This window comes from Streptomyces sp. GbtcB6 (assembly GCF_019091475.1).
GTDB lineage: Bacteria > Actinomycetota > Actinomycetes > Streptomycetales > Streptomycetaceae > Streptomyces > Streptomyces hyaluromycini.
The window spans coordinates 239,429-255,382 of sequence record NZ_JAGXJL010000011.1 but is presented as its reverse complement, the minus strand read 5'-3'; the positions used below and the strand labels follow the sequence as shown (position 1 = coordinate 255,382).

The 15,954-nt window shown below is 66.3% G+C and carries 18 protein-coding genes; 10 read left to right on the top strand and 8 right to left on the bottom strand.

Annotated features, from left to right (window positions below):
- Positions 1-61: 61 nt before the first annotated feature.
- Complete coding sequence (locus KVT45_RS20935) at positions 62-625, top strand: two-component system response regulator (RefSeq protein ID WP_217549604.1); 564 nt, start codon at positions 62-64, stop codon at positions 623-625.
- Between the two features lie 57 nt (positions 626-682).
- Here the strand turns inward: KVT45_RS20935 and KVT45_RS20930 are convergent, their stop codons facing one another.
- Both KVT45_RS20930 and lepA read right to left on the bottom strand, forming a co-directional pair.
- On the bottom strand, positions 683-2,557 hold the full coding sequence (locus KVT45_RS20930) for a long-chain fatty acid--CoA ligase (RefSeq protein WP_217549602.1): 1,875 nt from the start codon (positions 2,555-2,557) through the stop codon (positions 683-685).
- A 273-nt stretch (positions 2,558-2,830) separates the two neighbouring features.
- The gene (lepA, locus tag KVT45_RS20925) at positions 2,831-4,705 is read right to left on the bottom strand and encodes a translation elongation factor 4 (protein WP_089106789.1); all 1,875 of its coding nucleotides are present in this window, start codon (positions 4,703-4,705) and stop codon (positions 2,831-2,833) included.
- Positions 4,706-4,926: 221 nt separating this feature from the next.
- Here lepA and rpsT point away from each other — a divergent pair, with 221 nt between their 5' ends.
- Positions 4,927-5,193, top strand: coding sequence for a 30S ribosomal protein S20 (gene rpsT / locus KVT45_RS20920; RefSeq protein WP_089106790.1), 267 nt, complete (start codon positions 4,927-4,929; stop codon positions 5,191-5,193).
- 218 nt (positions 5,194-5,411) lie between these two features.
- Here the strand turns inward: rpsT and holA are convergent, their stop codons facing one another.
- The 4 genes from holA to KVT45_RS20900 form a co-directional block, all read right to left on the bottom strand.
- Positions 5,412-6,401 (bottom strand): DNA polymerase III subunit delta, encoded by a 990-nt coding sequence (gene holA / locus KVT45_RS20915; protein ID WP_217549600.1) that lies wholly within the window; start codon positions 6,399-6,401, stop codon positions 5,412-5,414.
- A gap of 72 nt (positions 6,402-6,473) precedes the next feature.
- Positions 6,474-6,719, bottom strand: a complete 246-nt coding sequence (locus KVT45_RS20910) for a hypothetical protein (RefSeq protein WP_217549598.1) — start codon at positions 6,717-6,719, stop codon at positions 6,474-6,476.
- Positions 6,720-6,790: 71 nt separating this feature from the next.
- The gene (locus KVT45_RS20905; RefSeq protein ID WP_217549596.1) at positions 6,791-7,672 is read right to left on the bottom strand and encodes a YceI family protein; all 882 of its coding nucleotides are present in this window, start codon (positions 7,670-7,672) and stop codon (positions 6,791-6,793) included.
- 174 nt (positions 7,673-7,846) lie between these two features.
- Positions 7,847-8,692, bottom strand: coding sequence for an arylamine N-acetyltransferase (locus KVT45_RS20900; protein WP_217549695.1), 846 nt, complete (start codon positions 8,690-8,692; stop codon positions 7,847-7,849).
- 260 nt (positions 8,693-8,952) lie between these two features.
- On the opposite strand from KVT45_RS20900, the gene KVT45_RS20890 reads away from it, so the two are divergent.
- The 6 genes from KVT45_RS20890 to KVT45_RS20865 all read left to right on the top strand — a co-directional run bounded on the left by KVT45_RS20890 (position 8,953) and on the right by KVT45_RS20865 (position 13,825).
- Positions 8,953-10,593: a recombinase family protein gene (locus KVT45_RS20890; protein WP_254647071.1), complete on the top strand. Its 1,641-nt coding sequence runs from the start codon at positions 8,953-8,955 to the stop codon at positions 10,591-10,593.
- Positions 10,594-10,767: 174 nt separating this feature from the next.
- The gene (locus tag KVT45_RS20885; protein ID WP_217549594.1) at positions 10,768-10,956 is read left to right on the top strand and encodes a hypothetical protein; all 189 of its coding nucleotides are present in this window, start codon (positions 10,768-10,770) and stop codon (positions 10,954-10,956) included.
- A 1,259-nt stretch (positions 10,957-12,215) separates the two neighbouring features.
- Entirely contained in the window at positions 12,216-12,437 is a 222-nt protein-coding gene (locus tag KVT45_RS20880; RefSeq protein ID WP_217549592.1) for a hypothetical protein, read from the top strand.
- A gap of 2 nt (positions 12,438-12,439) precedes the next feature.
- Positions 12,440-12,700: a competence protein CoiA family protein gene (locus KVT45_RS58450; protein WP_217549590.1), complete on the top strand. Its 261-nt coding sequence runs from the start codon at positions 12,440-12,442 to the stop codon at positions 12,698-12,700.
- A 13-nt stretch (positions 12,701-12,713) separates the two neighbouring features.
- The gene (locus KVT45_RS20870) at positions 12,714-13,490 is read left to right on the top strand and encodes a hypothetical protein (RefSeq protein WP_217549588.1); all 777 of its coding nucleotides are present in this window, start codon (positions 12,714-12,716) and stop codon (positions 13,488-13,490) included.
- Between the two features lie 77 nt (positions 13,491-13,567).
- The gene (locus KVT45_RS20865) at positions 13,568-13,825 is read left to right on the top strand and encodes a hypothetical protein (protein ID WP_217549586.1); all 258 of its coding nucleotides are present in this window, start codon (positions 13,568-13,570) and stop codon (positions 13,823-13,825) included.
- Between the two features lie 311 nt (positions 13,826-14,136).
- Here the strand turns inward: KVT45_RS20865 and KVT45_RS20860 are convergent, their stop codons facing one another.
- Positions 14,137-14,685 (bottom strand): hypothetical protein, encoded by a 549-nt coding sequence (locus tag KVT45_RS20860; protein ID WP_217549584.1) that lies wholly within the window; start codon positions 14,683-14,685, stop codon positions 14,137-14,139.
- Positions 14,686-14,829: 144 nt separating this feature from the next.
- On the opposite strand from KVT45_RS20860, the gene KVT45_RS20855 reads away from it, so the two are divergent.
- Entirely contained in the window at positions 14,830-15,420 is a 591-nt protein-coding gene (locus tag KVT45_RS20855; RefSeq protein WP_254647119.1) for a transfer protein spdA, read from the top strand.
- A complete protein-coding gene (locus KVT45_RS20850; protein WP_217549580.1) occupies positions 15,417-15,563 on the top strand; it encodes a ribbon-helix-helix protein, CopG family in 147 nt (48 codons plus the stop codon). The genes KVT45_RS20855 and KVT45_RS20850 overlap by 4 nt, the downstream gene beginning before the upstream one ends.
- A 67-nt stretch (positions 15,564-15,630) precedes the next feature.
- On the opposite strand, the gene KVT45_RS20845 is transcribed toward KVT45_RS20850, so the two are convergent.
- The gene (locus tag KVT45_RS20845) at positions 15,631-15,918 is read right to left on the bottom strand and encodes a hypothetical protein (protein ID WP_217549578.1); all 288 of its coding nucleotides are present in this window, start codon (positions 15,916-15,918) and stop codon (positions 15,631-15,633) included.
- Positions 15,919-15,954 lie beyond the last annotated feature (36 nt).

The window sequence follows — 15,954 nt, the reverse complement described above, 5'->3', positions numbered from 1 at the left end:
CGCTCCTGGACCCCGACAGCACGCGGAACGGCGAGACGGCCGACGGCGAAGGGACGGAGCAATGACCGCTGACGAGCGTGCCGGCATCCTCCTGGTCGACGACATGGAGGACAACCTGATCGCACTGGAAGCCGTTCTGCGGTCGCTGAACGAGCCGATCGTCCGGGCCCGCTCCGGCGAGGAGGCGATGAAGGCCCTGCTGCGCCGCCGCTTCGCCGTGGTCCTCCTCGACATCCGCATGCCGGGCATGGACGGCTTCGAAACAGCCGCGAACATCAAACGCCTCGACCAGACGAAAGACGTCCCGATCATCTTCCTGACGGGGACGGAGGAGGACGCCGGGTACACGTTCCGCGGCTACGCGACGGGCGCGGCGGACTATCTGACGAAGCCGTTCGATCCGTGGGTGCTGCGGGCGAAGGTCAACGTCTTCCTGGAACTGCACCGGAAGAACCAGCAGTTGCAGGAACTGCTGGCACGCGAACAGGCGGACTTCGGCGAGCTGAGCAAACGACTGACGATCCTGGAGGAGCGGCTGTCCGAAGAACCTCTCCACGCGGCATCGCTAAGAGAAGAAGCCAGGGAACTACGGCGACTGTTAAGCAGAGCTGAGCGGTCCGGCTAAAGGGGTGCGGGGAACTGCGCGACCAGCCCCCACTCCCCCGCACCCGACGACGAACCCCTAGGCCTCCCGAGTCCCCGCGTACATCTCGTCAATGAGGTGCTTGTACTCCCGCTCCACAACCGGCCTCTTCAGCTTCAGACTCGGCGTGATCTCCCCGTGCTCCACGTCCAGGTCCCGGGGCAGCAGCCGGAACTTCTTGATGGTCTGCCACCGTTGCAGCCCTTCGTTGAGCTGCTTGACGTACCCGTCGACCATCTCGACGGTCACCGGCGCGGCCACCACCTCGGCGTAGGACTTGCCGTCCAGGCCGTTCTCCTTGGCCCACTCCAGGATCGCGACCTCGTCGAGGGCGATCAGAGCGGTGCAGAAGTTCCGGTCGGCACCGTGCACGAGGATGTTGGAGACATAGGGGCAGACCGCCTTGAACTGTCCCTCGACCTCGGCGGGCGCGATGTACTTGCCGCCGGACGTCTTGATGAGGTCCTTCTTGCGGTCGGTGATCCGCAGATAGCCGTCGGGGGACAGCTCGCCGATGTCACCGGTGTGGAACCACCCGTCGGCCTCCAGGACCTCCGCCGTCTTCTCGGGCAGCCCGTGGTAGCCCTCCATGATGCCGGGGCCGCGCAGCAGGATCTCCCCGTCGTCGGCGATCCGCACCTCGCAGCCGGGCAGCGGCTTGCCGACCGTACCGGTGCGGTAGGCCTCGCCGGGGTTCACGAAGGACGCGGCGGAGGACTCGGTGAGGCCGTAGCCCTCCAGGATGTGCACGCCGGCACCGGCGAAGAAGTAGCCGATCTCGGGCGCCAGCGCGGCCGACCCGGAGACGCAGGCCCGCAGCCGCCCGCCGAAGGCCTCCCGCAGCTTGGAGTAGACGAGCCCGTCGGCGACCTTGTGCTTGGCGGCGAGCCCGAAGGGCGCGGTCGCGGCGCCGGTGCGGCGGAAGTTGTCCTGGGTGACCTTGGCGTACTCGCGGGCGACCTCGGACGCCCACTGGAAGATCTTGTACTTGGCGCCGCCGCCCGCGCGGGCCTTCGCGGCCACGCCGTTGTAGACCTTCTCGAAGATGCGCGGCACGGCGGCCATGTACGTCGGCTGCACCACCGGCAGATTCTCGATGATCTTGTCGACGCGGCCGTCGACGGCGGTGACGTGACCGACCTCGATCTGCCCGGAGGTGAGCACCTTGCCGAAGACGTGGGCGAGCGGCAGCCACAGGTACTGCACGTCCTCGCTGCTGATCAGCCCGGTCGCGGCGATCGCCTTCGCCATGTACGACCAGTTGTCCTGCGGCAGCCGTACACCCTTGGGGCGGCCGGTGGTGCCGGAGGTGTAGATGAGGGTGGCGAGCTGGTCCTTGGTGATCGCGCCGACCCGCTCCTTGATCAGCTCGGGGTGCTTCTCCAGGTACCTGGCGCCGCGCTGCTCCAGTTCGGCGAGGGTGATGACCCAGTCGCCGGTCTCGACGCCGGCCGGGTCGATGACGACGACCTGGGTGAGCTCGGGCAGCTCGGCGCGCTTCTCGACGGCCTTGGCGACCTGTGCCGCGTCCTCCGCGATCAGCACCCGGCTGCCGGAGTCGGAGAGGATGAACGCCGACTCCTCGGCGTTGGTCTGCGGGTAGACGGTCGTGGTGGCGGCGCCGGCGCACAGGATGCCGAGGTCGGCGAGGATCCACTCGACGCGGGTGGAGGCGGCGAGGGCGACCCGCTGCTCGGGCTCGATGCCGAGTTCGATGAGACCGGCCGCGATCGCGTAGACCTGCTCGGCCGCCTGCGCCCAGCTGAGCGACTTCCAGTCGTCCGGACCCTGACCGGAGGCCGCGGGCACCGGGTAGCGGTAGGCCTCGGCGTCCGGTGTGGCCGCCACGCGATCCAGGAAGAGGGCCGCCACGGACGGCGGTCGGTTCTCGATCAGTGTCTGTGTGTCGGTCACGACATCCTCCGGGGCCCGCGACGGTGCGGCTGGCTCAGTGCGGCTGGGGTTTACTCACGGTGGGGTTCGCGCTGGTTGTTTAACTCGCGAGTAACTATCGAGCAGGGATCAGAGTAAGCCGCGACCGGCCTGTACGTAAGGGGCATCGGCCTGTCTGTTTCGCCGCATGGTCCACGCAGAGCGACGCTACGCACGCGTAGGGGTCCGCCGCACTTTCGTACGGCGGACCCCTGTTGTACCCGATTTGCGCCCGCGACGGATTATTACCCGCGGTTACTTCTTGCTCTTGGCCGATCCCGCGCTGTCATCGCTGGAGAGCACCGCGATGAAGGCCTCCTGCGGAACCTCCACGGAACCCACCATCTTCATCCGCTTCTTGCCTTCCTTCTGCTTCTCCAGCAGCTTCCGCTTACGGGAGATGTCACCGCCGTAGCACTTGGCGAGGACGTCCTTGCGGATGGCACGGATGGTCTCGCGGGCGATCACCCGGGAGCCGATGGCGGCCTGGATGGGCACCTCGAAGGCCTGCCGCGGAATGAGCTCGCGCAGCTTGGCGACGAGCCGCACGCCGTACGCGTAGGCCGCGTCCTTGTGGGTGATCGCCGAGAACGCGTCGACCTTGTCGCCGTGCAGCAGGATGTCGACCTTGACCAGGCTGGAGGTCTGCTCGCCGGTGGGCTCGTAGTCCAGCGACGCGTAACCGCGGGTCTTCGACTTCAGCTGGTCGAAGAAGTCGAAGACGATCTCCGCGAGGGGGAGCGTGTACCGGATCTCGACCCGGTCCTCGGACAGGTAGTCCATCCCGAGCAGGGTGCCGCGCCGGGTCTGGCACAGCTCCATGATCGAGCCGATGAACTCGGTCGGCGCGAGGATCGTGGCCCGTACGACGGGCTCGTACACCTCGTTGATCTTCCCCTCGGGGAACTCGCTCGGGTTGGTGACCGTGAACTCGGTCCGGTCCTCCATGACCACGCGGTAGACCACGTTCGGCGCGGTGGCGATGAGGTCGAGCCCGAACTCGCGCTCCAGCCGCTCCCGGATCACGTCCAGGTGCAGCAGGCCGAGGAAGCCGACACGGAAACCGAAGCCGAGCGCGGCGGAGGTCTCCGGTTCGTAGACGAGCGCGGCATCGTTGAGCTGGAGCTTGTCGAGGGCCTCGCGCAGCTCGGGGTAGTCGGAGCCGTCCAGCGGATACAGACCGGAGAAGACCATCGGCTTCGGGTCCTTGTAGCCGCCGAGCGCCTCGGTGGCGCCCTTGGTCTGGCTGGTGACGGTGTCACCGACCTTGGACTGCCGGACGTCCTTCACACCCGTGATCAGATAACCCACCTCGCCGACGCCGAGTCCGTCGGCGGACAGCATCTCCGGCGAGTTGGTACCGATCTCCAGCAGTTCGTGGGTGGCGCCCGTCGACATCATCTTGATGCGCTCGCGCTTGTTGAGCTGGCCGTCGATGACACGGACGTACGTCACGACACCGCGGTAGGAGTCGTAGACCGAGTCGAAGATCATGGCACGGGCGGGCGCGTCGGCGACGCCGACCGGCGCCGGGATCTCCTTGACGACCTTGTTCAGCAGCGCGTCCACGCCGAGACCGGTCTTGGCGGAGACCCGCAGCACGTCGTCCGGCTCGCAGCCGACCAGGTTCGCCAGTTCCTCGGCGAACTTCTCCGGCTGCGCGGCCGGCAGGTCGATCTTGTTGAGCACGGGGATGATCGTGAGGTCGTTCTCCATCGCCAGGTAGAGGTTGGCGAGGGTCTGCGCCTCGATGCCCTGGGCGGCGTCGACGAGGAGCACGGTCCCCTCGCAGGCCGCCAGCGACCGCGAGACCTCGTAGGTGAAGTCGACGTGCCCCGGGGTGTCGATCATGTTGAGGATGTGCGTGCTGCCCTGGTCCGGGCCCTCCGTCGGGGCCCAGGGCAGACGCACCGCCTGGGACTTGATCGTGATGCCGCGCTCGCGCTCGATGTCCATCCGGTCGAGGTACTGAGCACGCATCTGCCGCTGCTCGACCACACCGGTCAGCTGGAGCATCCGGTCGGCGAGCGTGGACTTGCCGTGGTCGATGTGCGCGATGATGCAGAAATTGCGGATCAGAGCCGGGGCGGTACGGCTCGGCTCGGGCACATTGTTAGGGGTCGCGGGCACGCAGGGTCCTGTCTCTTGAGGCGCCTTATGCCTCGGGTCGGATCAATACGTAGTCTCCATGGTCCCATGGAGAGGGACCGGGGACCGGTTTGGGCCGTTGTCCGGCTCGCTGGTAACGTGGGCAGCTGTGTCTCATGCCCTCTCAGCGCGAGGCACGACTTCAAGAAATCATCGGCACGGGACCTTCGCGGCCCCGTGCCAGAACCTGAAAAGGCTCTTTCGTGGCGAACATCAAGTCCCAGATCAAGCGGATCAAGACCAACGAGAAGGCTCGGCTGCGCAACAAGGCCGTCAAGTCCTCCCTGAAGACCGCGGTCCGCAAGGCCCGTGAGGCCGCTGCCGCGGGTGACGTCGAGAAGGCCACCGAGCTGCAGCGCGCTGCCGCGCGTGCGCTCGACAAGGCCGTCTCGAAGGGCGTCATCCACAAGAACCAGGCCGCCAACAAGAAGTCGGCGCTTGCTTCCAAGGTTGCTTCCCTCAAGGGCTGAACACTTGATTTGACGCCGGAAGGACCCGGGCGGGCCCTCTCTCATCCGCCCCCGACCGGCACCCGAGGATCGACGCGCGGCCTGCGTTCGCCACGCGGGCGTCGATCGACAGCTTGAACCGAAGGCCCCGGCACTCGCCCTTCCCCAGGGCGGGCACCGGGGCCTTCGGCCTGCCCGGGCGCCTCCTGTGCCCCCTCTTGCTTGCTACGCCCTACTTGCTACCCCTGGCCTCGTGACCGCGCGGCCCGCGCGATCGTCACCACGGCCTTCTCCAGGGCGTACTCGGGATCGTCCCCACCGCCCTTGACGCCCGCGTCCGCCTCGGCGACGGCCCGCAGCGCCACCGCGACCCCGTCCGGCGTCCACCCCCGCATCTGCTGCCGCACCCGGTCGATCTTCCACGGGGGCATGCCCAGCTCGCGCGCGAGATCGGCGGGCCGCCCGCTCCGCGCCCCGGCCAGCTTCCCGATCGCCCGCACCCCCTGCGCGAGCGCGCTCGTGATCAGCACCGGGGCGACCCCGGTCGCCAGCGACCAGCGCAGCGCCTCCAGCGCCTCCGCGGTACGCCCCTCCACGGCCCGGTCGGCCACGGTGAAGCTCGACGCCTCGGCCCGCCCGGTGTAGTACCGCCCGACGACGGCCTCGTCGATGGTGCCCTCGACGTCCGCGGCGAGCTGGGTCACGGCCGACGCCAGCTCCCGCAGATCGCTGCCGATGGCGTCGACGAGCGCCTGACAGGCCTCGGGCGTGGCGGACCGTCCGACCGCCCGGAACTCGCTCCGTACGAACGCGAGCCGGTCGGCCGGCTTGGTCATCTTCGGGCAGGCGACCTCCCGGGCCCCTGCCTTGCGCGCCGCGTCCAGCAGCGCCTTGCCCTTGACCCCGCCCGCGTGCAGCAGCACGAGTGTGATCTCCTCGGCGGGCGCCCCGAGGTACGCCTTCACGTCCTTGACGGTGTCGGCGGACAGATCCTGCGCGTTGCGTACGACCACGACCTTGCGCTCCGCGAAGAGCGACGGGCTGGTCAGCTCGGCGAGCGTGCCGGGCTGCACCTGGTCGGGGTTCAGGTCCCGCACGTCCGTGTCGGCGTCGGCGGCCCGGGCAGCGGCCACCACCTGCTGCACGGCACGGTCGAGCAGCAGGTCCTCCTGTCCCACGGCCAGCGTCAGCGGGGCAAGCGGATCGTCATCAGCAGTCTTCTTGGCCATCGCGCCAAGCATCCCACGGCCCACTGACAACGGGTCCGGCCGCGTCTTCCCCGCCCCGGGCCGCCCGCGCTCCTACGGCTCCTCCCGCCACCCCTCCCACTCCCCCGCGAACTCGTCCAGCTCCGCCGGGTCCAGCCGTCCCTGCTCGTCCCCGAGCAGCACCAGCCACTGCGCGTCCTCCGCGTCGTCCTCCCCCGCCAGCGCGTCCCGCACCAGCCGCGGCTCCTCGTCGGTCCCGAACCGCTCCCCGAGGGCCTGGGCCGCCTCCTCCGCCGCATCGCGGTCCGGCAGCACCAGCACATGTCTCACATCGCTCACGGCCTCATTCTCGGTCACCGCCGACCAGCGCCGGCCACCGCAACGAGTGGGACAAAGCCTCAGTGGCCTGCTCAGCCCTTCGGGACGATCTGCACGTCCAGGTCGACGCGGATGCTCGGCCCGACCACCGCGATCCCGCGCGCCAGCATCGTCTGCCAGCTCACGGTGAAGTCGTCGCGGTGGAGTTCGGTGGTGGCCCGGCAGGCGGCTCGCACCTCGCCCTCCATGCCGTTGCCGAGCCCGAGGTACTCCGTGTCGAGGGTGACCGTGCGCGTCACGCCGTGCAGGGACAGCGCCCCGGTGACGGCCCACCTGGTGCCGCCCCTGTGCACGAACCGGTCGCTGTAGAACTCCAGCGTCGGAAACCGCTGCACGTCCAGGAAGTCGGCCGAGCGCAGATGGTCGTCGCGCATCCGGACACCCGTGTCGATGGTCGCGGCGTCGATCACGACGTGCATCGCGGACCGCTCCATCTGCTCGGCCATCCGTACCGCGCCCGCGAACGAGTTGAACCGCCCGTGGATCCGGGCCAGTCCGATGTGCCGGGCGGTGAAGCCGATCGAGGAATGCGTCGGCTCGATCTCCCAGTCCCCGGGCGCCGGCAGCTCCGGCGGCCGGGCGACCTGGAGGGTCACGTCACCGAGCGAGGCGAGGCAGTTCTCGCCGACCTGCGCGGTGGCCCGGTACGGCGTGAACCCCTCGGCGGACACCGCCAGCCGGTACTCCCCGGCCGGCACGGTCGTCACGAACGACCCGTAGGGATCCGTGCCCCCGCTGACCACCGTGCGCCCCATGGCGTCGCTGACCGCGAACTCGGCTTTCGTCACCGGTTGGTTGACCGGGTCGAGCACCCGGCAGCTCAGCACCCCGGCGTCGGGCGGAGTCCGCACCGCCGCGAGGGGGCTCGTCCGCTGCACCCGGTTCGTTCGGTTTCCCATCAAGCGGCCGAACATCCTCGCCACCCCTGTACGCCTCGCCACCATCCGTTGCCGAAGAAACATTCGATCACTGATGCGGCTTTCAGGGCAACACGGGCCCACATCATGGGAATCCGGCGCATGCGCCGGAACTACCCACGAGTAGCCTGCTACGCGCCAGTAGAAACATGTTCTCCCATCAAGCACGAATCAGCCATTCCGGTTGACTTTCCCCGGATTTCGCACAGTCGGCACACAGTCCAGCTCGATCCCGAACCGCTCCCGGTAGACCCCGAGCACCTCCTCGTCACGCTCCAACTCCCGTACTTCACGCGCCCCGTCGGCCGCCGTCTCCGTCAACGTCCGCCCGCTGAGCGTGATCCGCCCGCCGTCCTCGGTGACCCGGGAACAGACCAGCGACTGTGTGAAGTGCGACGACGGCGAGGTGCTGTGCCACCACGCCCCGGCCGTGAAGTCCCCGAGCACCCGCGGCCGGACCTCCAGCCGGTACTGCGGCCGCCCGTCGCGCAGCACGTCCAGATCCCCGGCCACCGCGCCGTCTTCGCCCCGTACCCCCGCCGCGTCCGGCCCGGCCGCCGCGATCCGGAACGTCCCGCCGGGATCGGCCTGCTCACCCCGTTCCGCGAACGCCAGCGGGTAGTGGCTGTGCGCCCCGAACCCCACGTCGGCGAGCCACTCGCCCCCGTCCGCCGTCCGCACCCGCAGCGCGAGATGGTCGTACGGGATCCCGAGCCGCCCCTCCGCCCCGTACACCCGCCCCGCCAGCGGCGTCACCCCGAACCCGAGCGCGGTCAGCAACACCGAGAAAGCGCCGTTGAGTTCGTAGCAGAACCCGCCCCGGCCCGCGCCCGCCACCTTGTCCAGCAGCCGCTTCCCGTCCAGCACGATCTCCTCGCCGAGGTGGATCGACAGGTTCTCGAAAGGCACGGTCCGCAGATGCAGCAGATGCAGCTCGCGCAGGGCCTCGGCGGTGGGCCGGGCCGGACGGACGGCACCGAGCCGGCGGAGGTAGGCGTCGATCTGCGCGGGGTTCACCGAGTTCATGCCCTCAGTCTCGCGCCACGTACAGCTCCCCCGCCTCCCCGCCCGTGCCGCCTCCGGTCACGGCGAGCGCCCCGTCCCGGTCGGTCCGCAGCACCACCGCCCCCACGGCCCTCAGCTCGGCCACCGTGCCCGGTGCCGGATGCCCATAAGGGTTTCCGAAAGGTCTCCGACTAGCAGTTCTGGAGACACCGGCCATGACGGCATCACCGCAGGTCAGGGGCACAGCGCGATCGAATCGCTCGAACGCGCCCATGACCACTCAACTCCGGGGCGTGTCCTGCCTCCGCCTGTCCGTGCTGAGGGACGAGACCACCAGCCCCGAGCGTCAGCGGGAAGCCAACCGGGGCGCAGCCGCCTCACTCGGCATTGACCTTGCCGACCGGGAAGCCGTTGACCTTGGCGTATCCGCCAGCAAGACCACGCCCTTTCAGCGCCCGGAATTGGGCGCCTGGCTCGGTCGCCCGGACGAATTTGATGCGCTGGTCTTCTGGCGCTTTGACCGTGCCGTTCGGTCCATGGACGACATGCACGAGTTGGCGAAGTGGGCACGCGATCACCGGAAAATGATCGTATTCGCTGAAGGTCCGGGCGGACGACTGGTGCTCGACTTCCGCAACCCGTTGGACCCCATGGCTCAACTCATGGTCACGCTCTTCGCTTTCGCGGCGCAGATGGAAGCTCAGGCAATCCGGGAACGCGTGACCGGCGCGCAGGCAGCTATGCGGGTGATGCCTCTTCGCTGGCGTGGTTCGCGTCCGCCGTACGGCTATAAGCCTGAGGCACTGGACGGCGGGGGCTACACGCTGGTGCAGGACTCCGACGCCGTGAAAGTCCTTGAGCGCGTCATCAAGGAACTCAAGGGAGACCCCAGCAACGGCATTCCTCCCAAGAGTCTTGCGGCAATCGCACGGGGACTGAATGAGGACAACATCCCTTCGTCCCGCGATCACTGGAGCATCAAGCAAGGGCGGGAGACTGGCGGGAAAACCGGCGGAAAGGCTGGTGAGACCGTCGTGCGTGGTCGGTTTACCTGGCGCCACAATGCGCTCAAGGAACTCCTGACCTCTGAGCGCCTGTTGGGATGGAAGGTCACCGAAAAGGGAGTGGTTCGGGACAGTGAGGGACGTCCCGTCATTGCCACCACGGAGCCGATTCTCACTCGCGAGGAATTTGACGACATTGGCGCTGTTCTCGCTGAGCGATCGGTAGACAACAAGAAACCGGATCGGGTGGACACCGTGGCGCTCCTGCTCCGAGTCATTCACTGCGCGGGGTGCGGAGAGCGTATGTACCTCCACCAGCCGTCCCCCAATAGCAAGAGCACCAGCAAGACTCACACCTACAAGTGCGGCTCATACACGAGGGGACAGCAGTGCGATGCCCCGGCCAGCATCAAGCGCGAGTGGGCCGACGAGTACGCAGAGCGCGAGTTTCTGCGGATGCTGGGGGCATTGGAAGTCACCCAGTCTCGCACCATTCCCGGATACGACCCGCAGCCGGAGATTGACGCCACTCTCGCTGAGTTCGAAGAGCACCAGGAACAGCAGGGCCGGCACAAGTCGCAAACGGCTAAGGCAGCCTGGCAAAAGCATGCAGACGCCCTTGACGCCCGTCTCGCTGAGCTTGAATCGCGTGAGCGCGTGGAGCCCCGTACTGAGGAGATCCGGACTGGCAAGACCTATTCGCGACTCTGGGCGAGTGCCGACATGGCAGGCAGGCGAAAGCTGTTGCAGGACGCCGGGGCGCACTTGAGCGTGAAGCGCAGTACGCGCGGAGGGTGGCGCAAATTGGATGAACGGCGCGTTGATTTCGACGTGCGAGACCCGTTCTACAGCGACGCTGCTGCGGATCTCGTGGCCATGGCGGATGAGTTGACCTGCGGCCCCGCCTGAGCGTCCCTCTGCGCCCCGTTCGCTGGGTCCCTAGTGGATCTGGTGGGCGGGGCGCTCTGCTGCCCGCAGACAGACGCTTAGCACCTGCCGTGACCTGGGCTGATCCTTCAAAGTGCGATCGAACCGCTAGTTACGTGACGTAAGTGAAGGCATTCGCGGGTGAGGAGACACGCCGTGGCAGCTGAAGAAATGATCAGGGTCATCATGTCGTGGGAAAACGAGAATTCGCACCGTGGCCGACTGGTCCGCGCGTTCAAGTCCGACATGGGCAACGACCCTGTGCAGCAGGCAAAGCGTCTGGCCATGCTCGGGCTGCATGCTGAGAAGCAAGCGAAGCGTAAGGCTGGCCTAGTCGCCGCCTGAAAACACTGATTCTGAAGATAAGCCACCCGGCAGCGCGCTGGGTGGCTTTTCTCTGACTCTAATTCGTTGCATTCCTAGCCAGCCTCGCAACGTATCGAAACGCACTAGAGCGCATTGCAACGCACTAACCACGAAAGGCAACGCATTCCGATGACATACCAGCAACTCGTTTCACTACTCCGCGTAGCCGAGACCACCCTATGGGACCTGTGCGGTACCAGCGAGGATGCCGCCCGCCTACAGCAGAAAATCGCTCGGGCCCTGGCCGCTGTCGACTCCGCCGAGAACTGCCGCCAGTGCGGTAAGCCCTTGGTACAGCAAGGGCCAGGGCGCCGTAAGACGTACTGCGGGGCGACGTGCCGGTCTATCGCGTACAGGGCTAAGCAGGCCGACTGAGACAGCGAGAGACAGCACGGAGGAGCAACCCGATCTAGCTACTCTCTGTTGTTTGTTCTCTTATCAACAACACTAAATACATTCCCCATTGCTCTAAGGACTTCCTAGGGAGCTAGAGAAGTTGTTCTGAGTACCGAAAAGGAGAACACCCCTCATGCTAATCATCGGCGGAGGCCCTGACTGCGAGTGGTGCGGGAACTCCGTACCTGGCGAACGGGCCCGGTTCTGTAGTGCTGCCTGCCGCTCTGCTGCCTGGCGTGACGAGACTCGCGCCACGCCCCGAGCAAGGGTCACGTGCACGCTGTGCGGAATGCAGTTCCTACCGAGGTACGGGAACCAGAAAATCTGTGACTACAACAGCGGGCAGGCGGACGACGACTGCAAGGCGCTACAGGACGAACTGATGTACACCATTGAGGACATGCAGGAAGAGCGCATGCGGGCCACCTGTGAGCGCGAGGGATGCGACGAGCCGGTCTATCGCCCCGGTCGTGGCCGACCAAAGCGGTTCTGTTCCCCTCGCTGTCGTACGGCCCATTACCGCGCAGAGAAGCGTGCAGCGTGAGCCGCGCTGTGCTGTAAGTCCAAAGTGCGATCGAACCGCTAGTAATAGAGAGAGGGGCGTTACGCGCCCCGAGACATCTGGTAGGGCTGCACCCCCTGATACCGAGTCTCACCCCATGATCTAGGCCCGTGGGCCCGGATTCGCTCCCAGTCGTGCAGGGCTGGTTGAAGCGAACCGGTGCCTACGGGCCTTTTTTCATGCCCTGGAGCCTGCATGCTGCTCGCCCTGCTTTCCATCTTCGCTGCATTCTGCGCCATTTTCAGCGCTGCCGCTTACGTCGACTGAAGGACACATCGAAATGACTGATATCCCTACGCCGGCCGATCTGGTCGCCCTCAATCGCCCCAAGCGTGAGCGCCAGATCATCAGCGACCTAATCGAAAAGGTCGGTAATCACTTGCTCGACCAAGACGAGCCCAGTGCCGAAGCTGTCGGCGTATTCGCGGACCTGGTGCAGGCGCATGCCGATTTGCTCGCTGCCCGTACTGGCGCGCTGGCCAACTACTACGCGAGCCGGTAGCCGTGCTCTACGCCCTCTCGCTGCCCCTGGTGGACATATTCAGCGCAGAGGACGCACCGGCCGATGGGGCGCCGTTCCTCTGCCCTAGCTGCCATTCCCGCGTAATTCTGCGCCAGCCAGAAACGCAGCGCCCTCACTGGTCCCACGGAAGTACTCACAAAGACACCTGCGCCCTGCGCCGTGACGCTGTATCCGGGCACGGCCACGCCAAGCGCACTGCCCACGAAGTCAATACCTATGCGCCGACCGGCGCCCACAATTGATCGGAGACCAACCATGACTGAGTACACCGGTACCGGTACTGAAGAGAACCCCATCACTCCTTACGTTCGCCCGTCTGCGCCGGACCCGGTAAAGGCTGCCATTGCCTCGATGGGCGCTGACGTTGACAGCTTCGCGGCTGCTTTCCGCTCGTCTGCGGACCTGTCGGCGAACCTGCCCGCTGATGTCCGCCAGATTGTCAGCGAGGCGTCCAGCGCGATTACGGGGACTGTCGCCACGGCCACCAACGCGCGCACCAAGGCGGATGGGTTCCGCGCCGATATCCGGCTCTACCCGGCCGGTCGTGAGGCTCTGGCCGGGGAGGCCATCAAGGATGCGCAGGGCAAGATCAGCGAGTCGCTCGCTGACGCTGATGGAAAGCTGATGATTGCTCAGGCGCTGCTCTATGAGGCTGCTCGCCCGACGCTGGCGCAGGCTGACGCGATGACCGCCCGCGCCGACCTGGACATGGTCACCCGCCGCACGACCACCACGAACAGCCCCGGCGCGCTGGCAGACACACTGAAGCAGCTTGCCAGCGGTTCTGACAGCCTGGCTGCCCTGGTGGCCGACAGCACGTACCTGACGCGCTTCCTGGCCGCTAACGGCGTGGAGAGCGACCTAGCGCAGGCCATCGTGACCAGCGTGCAGGGCGCCGTAGTCAAGGCTGCTGCCGAGTCTGGCGACGCCAAGCGCAGCGCTGCCGGTCGCACCTCGCTGGCCCTGGTCGAGCTGCGCAAGGCTCGCGCTGCGGCTACCTCGTACACCCGACACAAGCTGAGCAGGAAGTAAGCAGCTACGCCCTTGGGGCCGAGTGGACCACCTACCAACTCTGGTATCTGCTCGGCCCCTTGGCTTGAGAGGAACCCATGACTGACCCCCTGTCCACCCTGGCGCCCTACCTGACCCCCTCGCGTGAGCCTGCCTACCTCGCTGCTGTGCGCATCGCTGAGGCTGCCTGCGCTGGTCGTCGTGCGCCTGCCCGCGCTGACTGGCTGATGTTCGATCAGAATCCGGCGCGCGTGGTTCGGACCCTCACTGACCACGTGCTCATGCCGACCGACAGCGCACGCACCGATGTATATGAGGCACTCGGCACGCTGCGTGACCTGCTCGACCTTTGCTGATTCGCGTTCAGCTTCACAGAGAGTGACACGGGGGTGGGGGGTGACCCCTGCCGGCCCTGGGGACCTTGAACGCGGGGGAGGGCGCTGGGGGGTGCGCCCGGTTGAAAGAGTGGTTCTACACCCCAATGCCCGATTCCGCGCATCACTAGGAGTGAGCAAGTGGATTACCTGATCACATGCACTCGCTGTAACCAGGACAAGCCAGAGGACGCCTTTGCATTCTGTGCGCACCGTGGCTTGCAGCGCTGGTGCCGACAGTGCAAGACGGAATACCAGCGCGAGCGTCGCCAGCGCCGAAAGACGGAAGGCGCCTAGCTTGCGCTGCCGTCATCGTCCAAGGCTGCCTGCGCTCGAAGAACGAAATTGTCAATTGCCCGGTTAAGTTCCCGTGCAGTGGTCACGGTTTGTTTGAGGAACCTGCGCTGAAGCCGCTGATTTACAGTCTCGGGATTATCCATCGTATGCTTGAGTAGCGAAGCATTGGATGACAATTCGCCACTCAGGCGCTGAATTTTGATGACTTCCTTACTGACTCGTTGAGGCCCAGCCAAAGAGGCTTCCAAGGCGCTGTTTTTAATTGCTCTCGATGCCTGGAAAAGTGAGTCTGCTCTGGCCTCGTCAAGCTCTTCGAGTATGAAGTCACTTACGGCGAGAAACGTTGATTGCTCGCGAAACTCTGACGCCACAGAAATAAACTCCTTATAGGCCGCCAGGCGCGGTTCTCGCCTTTCCCTGCGGTGTTCGGCCCGCGCAGCGATACGCGCCCCTTCCCGCTGCGCCCAACCCGTCGCCAGCGCTGCGCCGATCGTCGCTAGCGACCCTGCAAGTGCCCCCAGCACGGCGGCTGTTCCCGCGTCCATGCCGTCATGCTCCGGGCGGGCAGCGCGCCGGTCAAGCGATTCCGCACACCGCCCCGATTCGGGCGCGTTTCTATTTCTGGAGTCCCCTTGCTGACCCATCATTCAGTAGCTAACTGGGCCCGATACGCAGCCCTGTTGGCCGCCATGCTCATCAGCTTTGCCACCCAGCAACACCTAGCCATGACCCACGGTGTCCCTGGCTGGCCGTCCTACGCCGTGCCCCTGGCCGTCGACCTGTTCCTTGTCTGGGCCGTCCGGTCCGGCCGTGACGTCCTGCTCGCTGTGTCCGTCGCCGTGGCCGCCAATGTGGCCGGAGTGCTGACCGCCGAGTCACTCGCCAGCGTCGATACCTGGGTGTCCGCTGGGCTGCATGCCGTGTTCCCCGTGACCCTCTACCGGATGCACCGGCCAGCGCGCCCCCTGCCGTCCGCTGAGGCGCCTGCCGTGGCCGTACCGGACCCTGTAGACCTTGCGCCCCTGGTAGCCGCTCCAATGCCCGCTGAGGACACGTGGCCGGCTGATGACCTCTGGCAGGACTTTGCCGACACAGCGCCGGACAGCGAGGCGGACGCCCTGACTACCCCGCCGACCGCCGAGGACATGAACGCGACCGTGGCCGTTCTCGCTGCCCGCTATGGCCGACCGGTGACCGGCCGAATGGTCGCTGACCACTTTGGGGTGTCCGAACGCACCGGACGCCGATACCTACGACTGACTGAAGAGGTTGCCGCATGAGTCACAACCGAATCCGTGTCCACCTACGGCCGGACGAGATGGAAGCACTACACCGCATCGCTGAGGAATCAGGACGCACCTTCAACAAGGTCATGCGCGAGGCACTGCGCAAGCTGGCCGACATGGACGAACCAGAGGCGTAGCCAGCGCCCCGCCCCGTACCCGCTACCTCCCCCGGTGGCCGGTACGGGGCTTTTCGAGTTTGTACAGCTACTTCCTGCCGTTGCCGTTCTCCGGGTTGTCGCCAACCTTGGTCTTCAGAATCTCTTTTGACTCGTCGGCCAGTGCTTCACGGGCTGCTTTTCGAGCGTCCAAGGAACGTTTCACAGCGGCTGCACTCCCGACTACTACCAGTGCGCCAGCCACCCCCGCCCTGACACCCTTGCCGAACCCTTTTGATGCGGCAGCTTTTTCGATGCTGCTGATCAGCTTGTCTACGCCCCCCGCTTTGCCTGCGGCTGTCGTGAACTCCTCGTACGGGCCAAGGTTCCCCGCCATACGCCCTCCCTCGAACTTGTGCCCATTCCCGGCACG

What these genes read in the sequence shown, in the direction of transcription:
- KVT45_RS20935 (WP_217549604.1), top strand. Translation starts at nt 62, where the DNA reads ATGACCGCTGACGAGCGTGCCGGCATCCTCCTGGTCGACGACATGGAG.
- holA (WP_217549600.1), bottom strand. Translation starts at nt 6,401, where the DNA reads ATGGCCAAGAAGACTGCTGATGACGATCCGCTTGCCCCGCTGACGCTG.
- KVT45_RS20905 (WP_217549596.1), bottom strand. Translation starts at nt 7,672, where the DNA reads ATGTTCGGCCGCTTGATGGGAAACCGAACGAACCGGGTGCAGCGGACG.
- KVT45_RS20890 (WP_254647071.1), top strand. Translation starts at nt 8,953, where the DNA reads ATGACCACTCAACTCCGGGGCGTGTCCTGCCTCCGCCTGTCCGTGCTG.
- KVT45_RS20880 (WP_217549592.1), top strand. Translation starts at nt 12,216, where the DNA reads ATGACTGATATCCCTACGCCGGCCGATCTGGTCGCCCTCAATCGCCCC.
- KVT45_RS20870 (WP_217549588.1), top strand. Translation starts at nt 12,714, where the DNA reads ATGACTGAGTACACCGGTACCGGTACTGAAGAGAACCCCATCACTCCT.
- KVT45_RS20865 (WP_217549586.1), top strand. Translation starts at nt 13,568, where the DNA reads ATGACTGACCCCCTGTCCACCCTGGCGCCCTACCTGACCCCCTCGCGT.
- KVT45_RS20860 (WP_217549584.1), bottom strand. Translation starts at nt 14,685, where the DNA reads ATGGACGCGGGAACAGCCGCCGTGCTGGGGGCACTTGCAGGGTCGCTA.
- KVT45_RS20855 (WP_254647119.1), top strand. Translation starts at nt 14,830, where the DNA reads ATGCTCATCAGCTTTGCCACCCAGCAACACCTAGCCATGACCCACGGT.
- KVT45_RS20850 (WP_217549580.1), top strand. Translation starts at nt 15,417, where the DNA reads ATGAGTCACAACCGAATCCGTGTCCACCTACGGCCGGACGAGATGGAA.
- KVT45_RS20845 (WP_217549578.1), bottom strand. Translation starts at nt 15,918, where the DNA reads ATGGCGGGGAACCTTGGCCCGTACGAGGAGTTCACGACAGCCGCAGGC.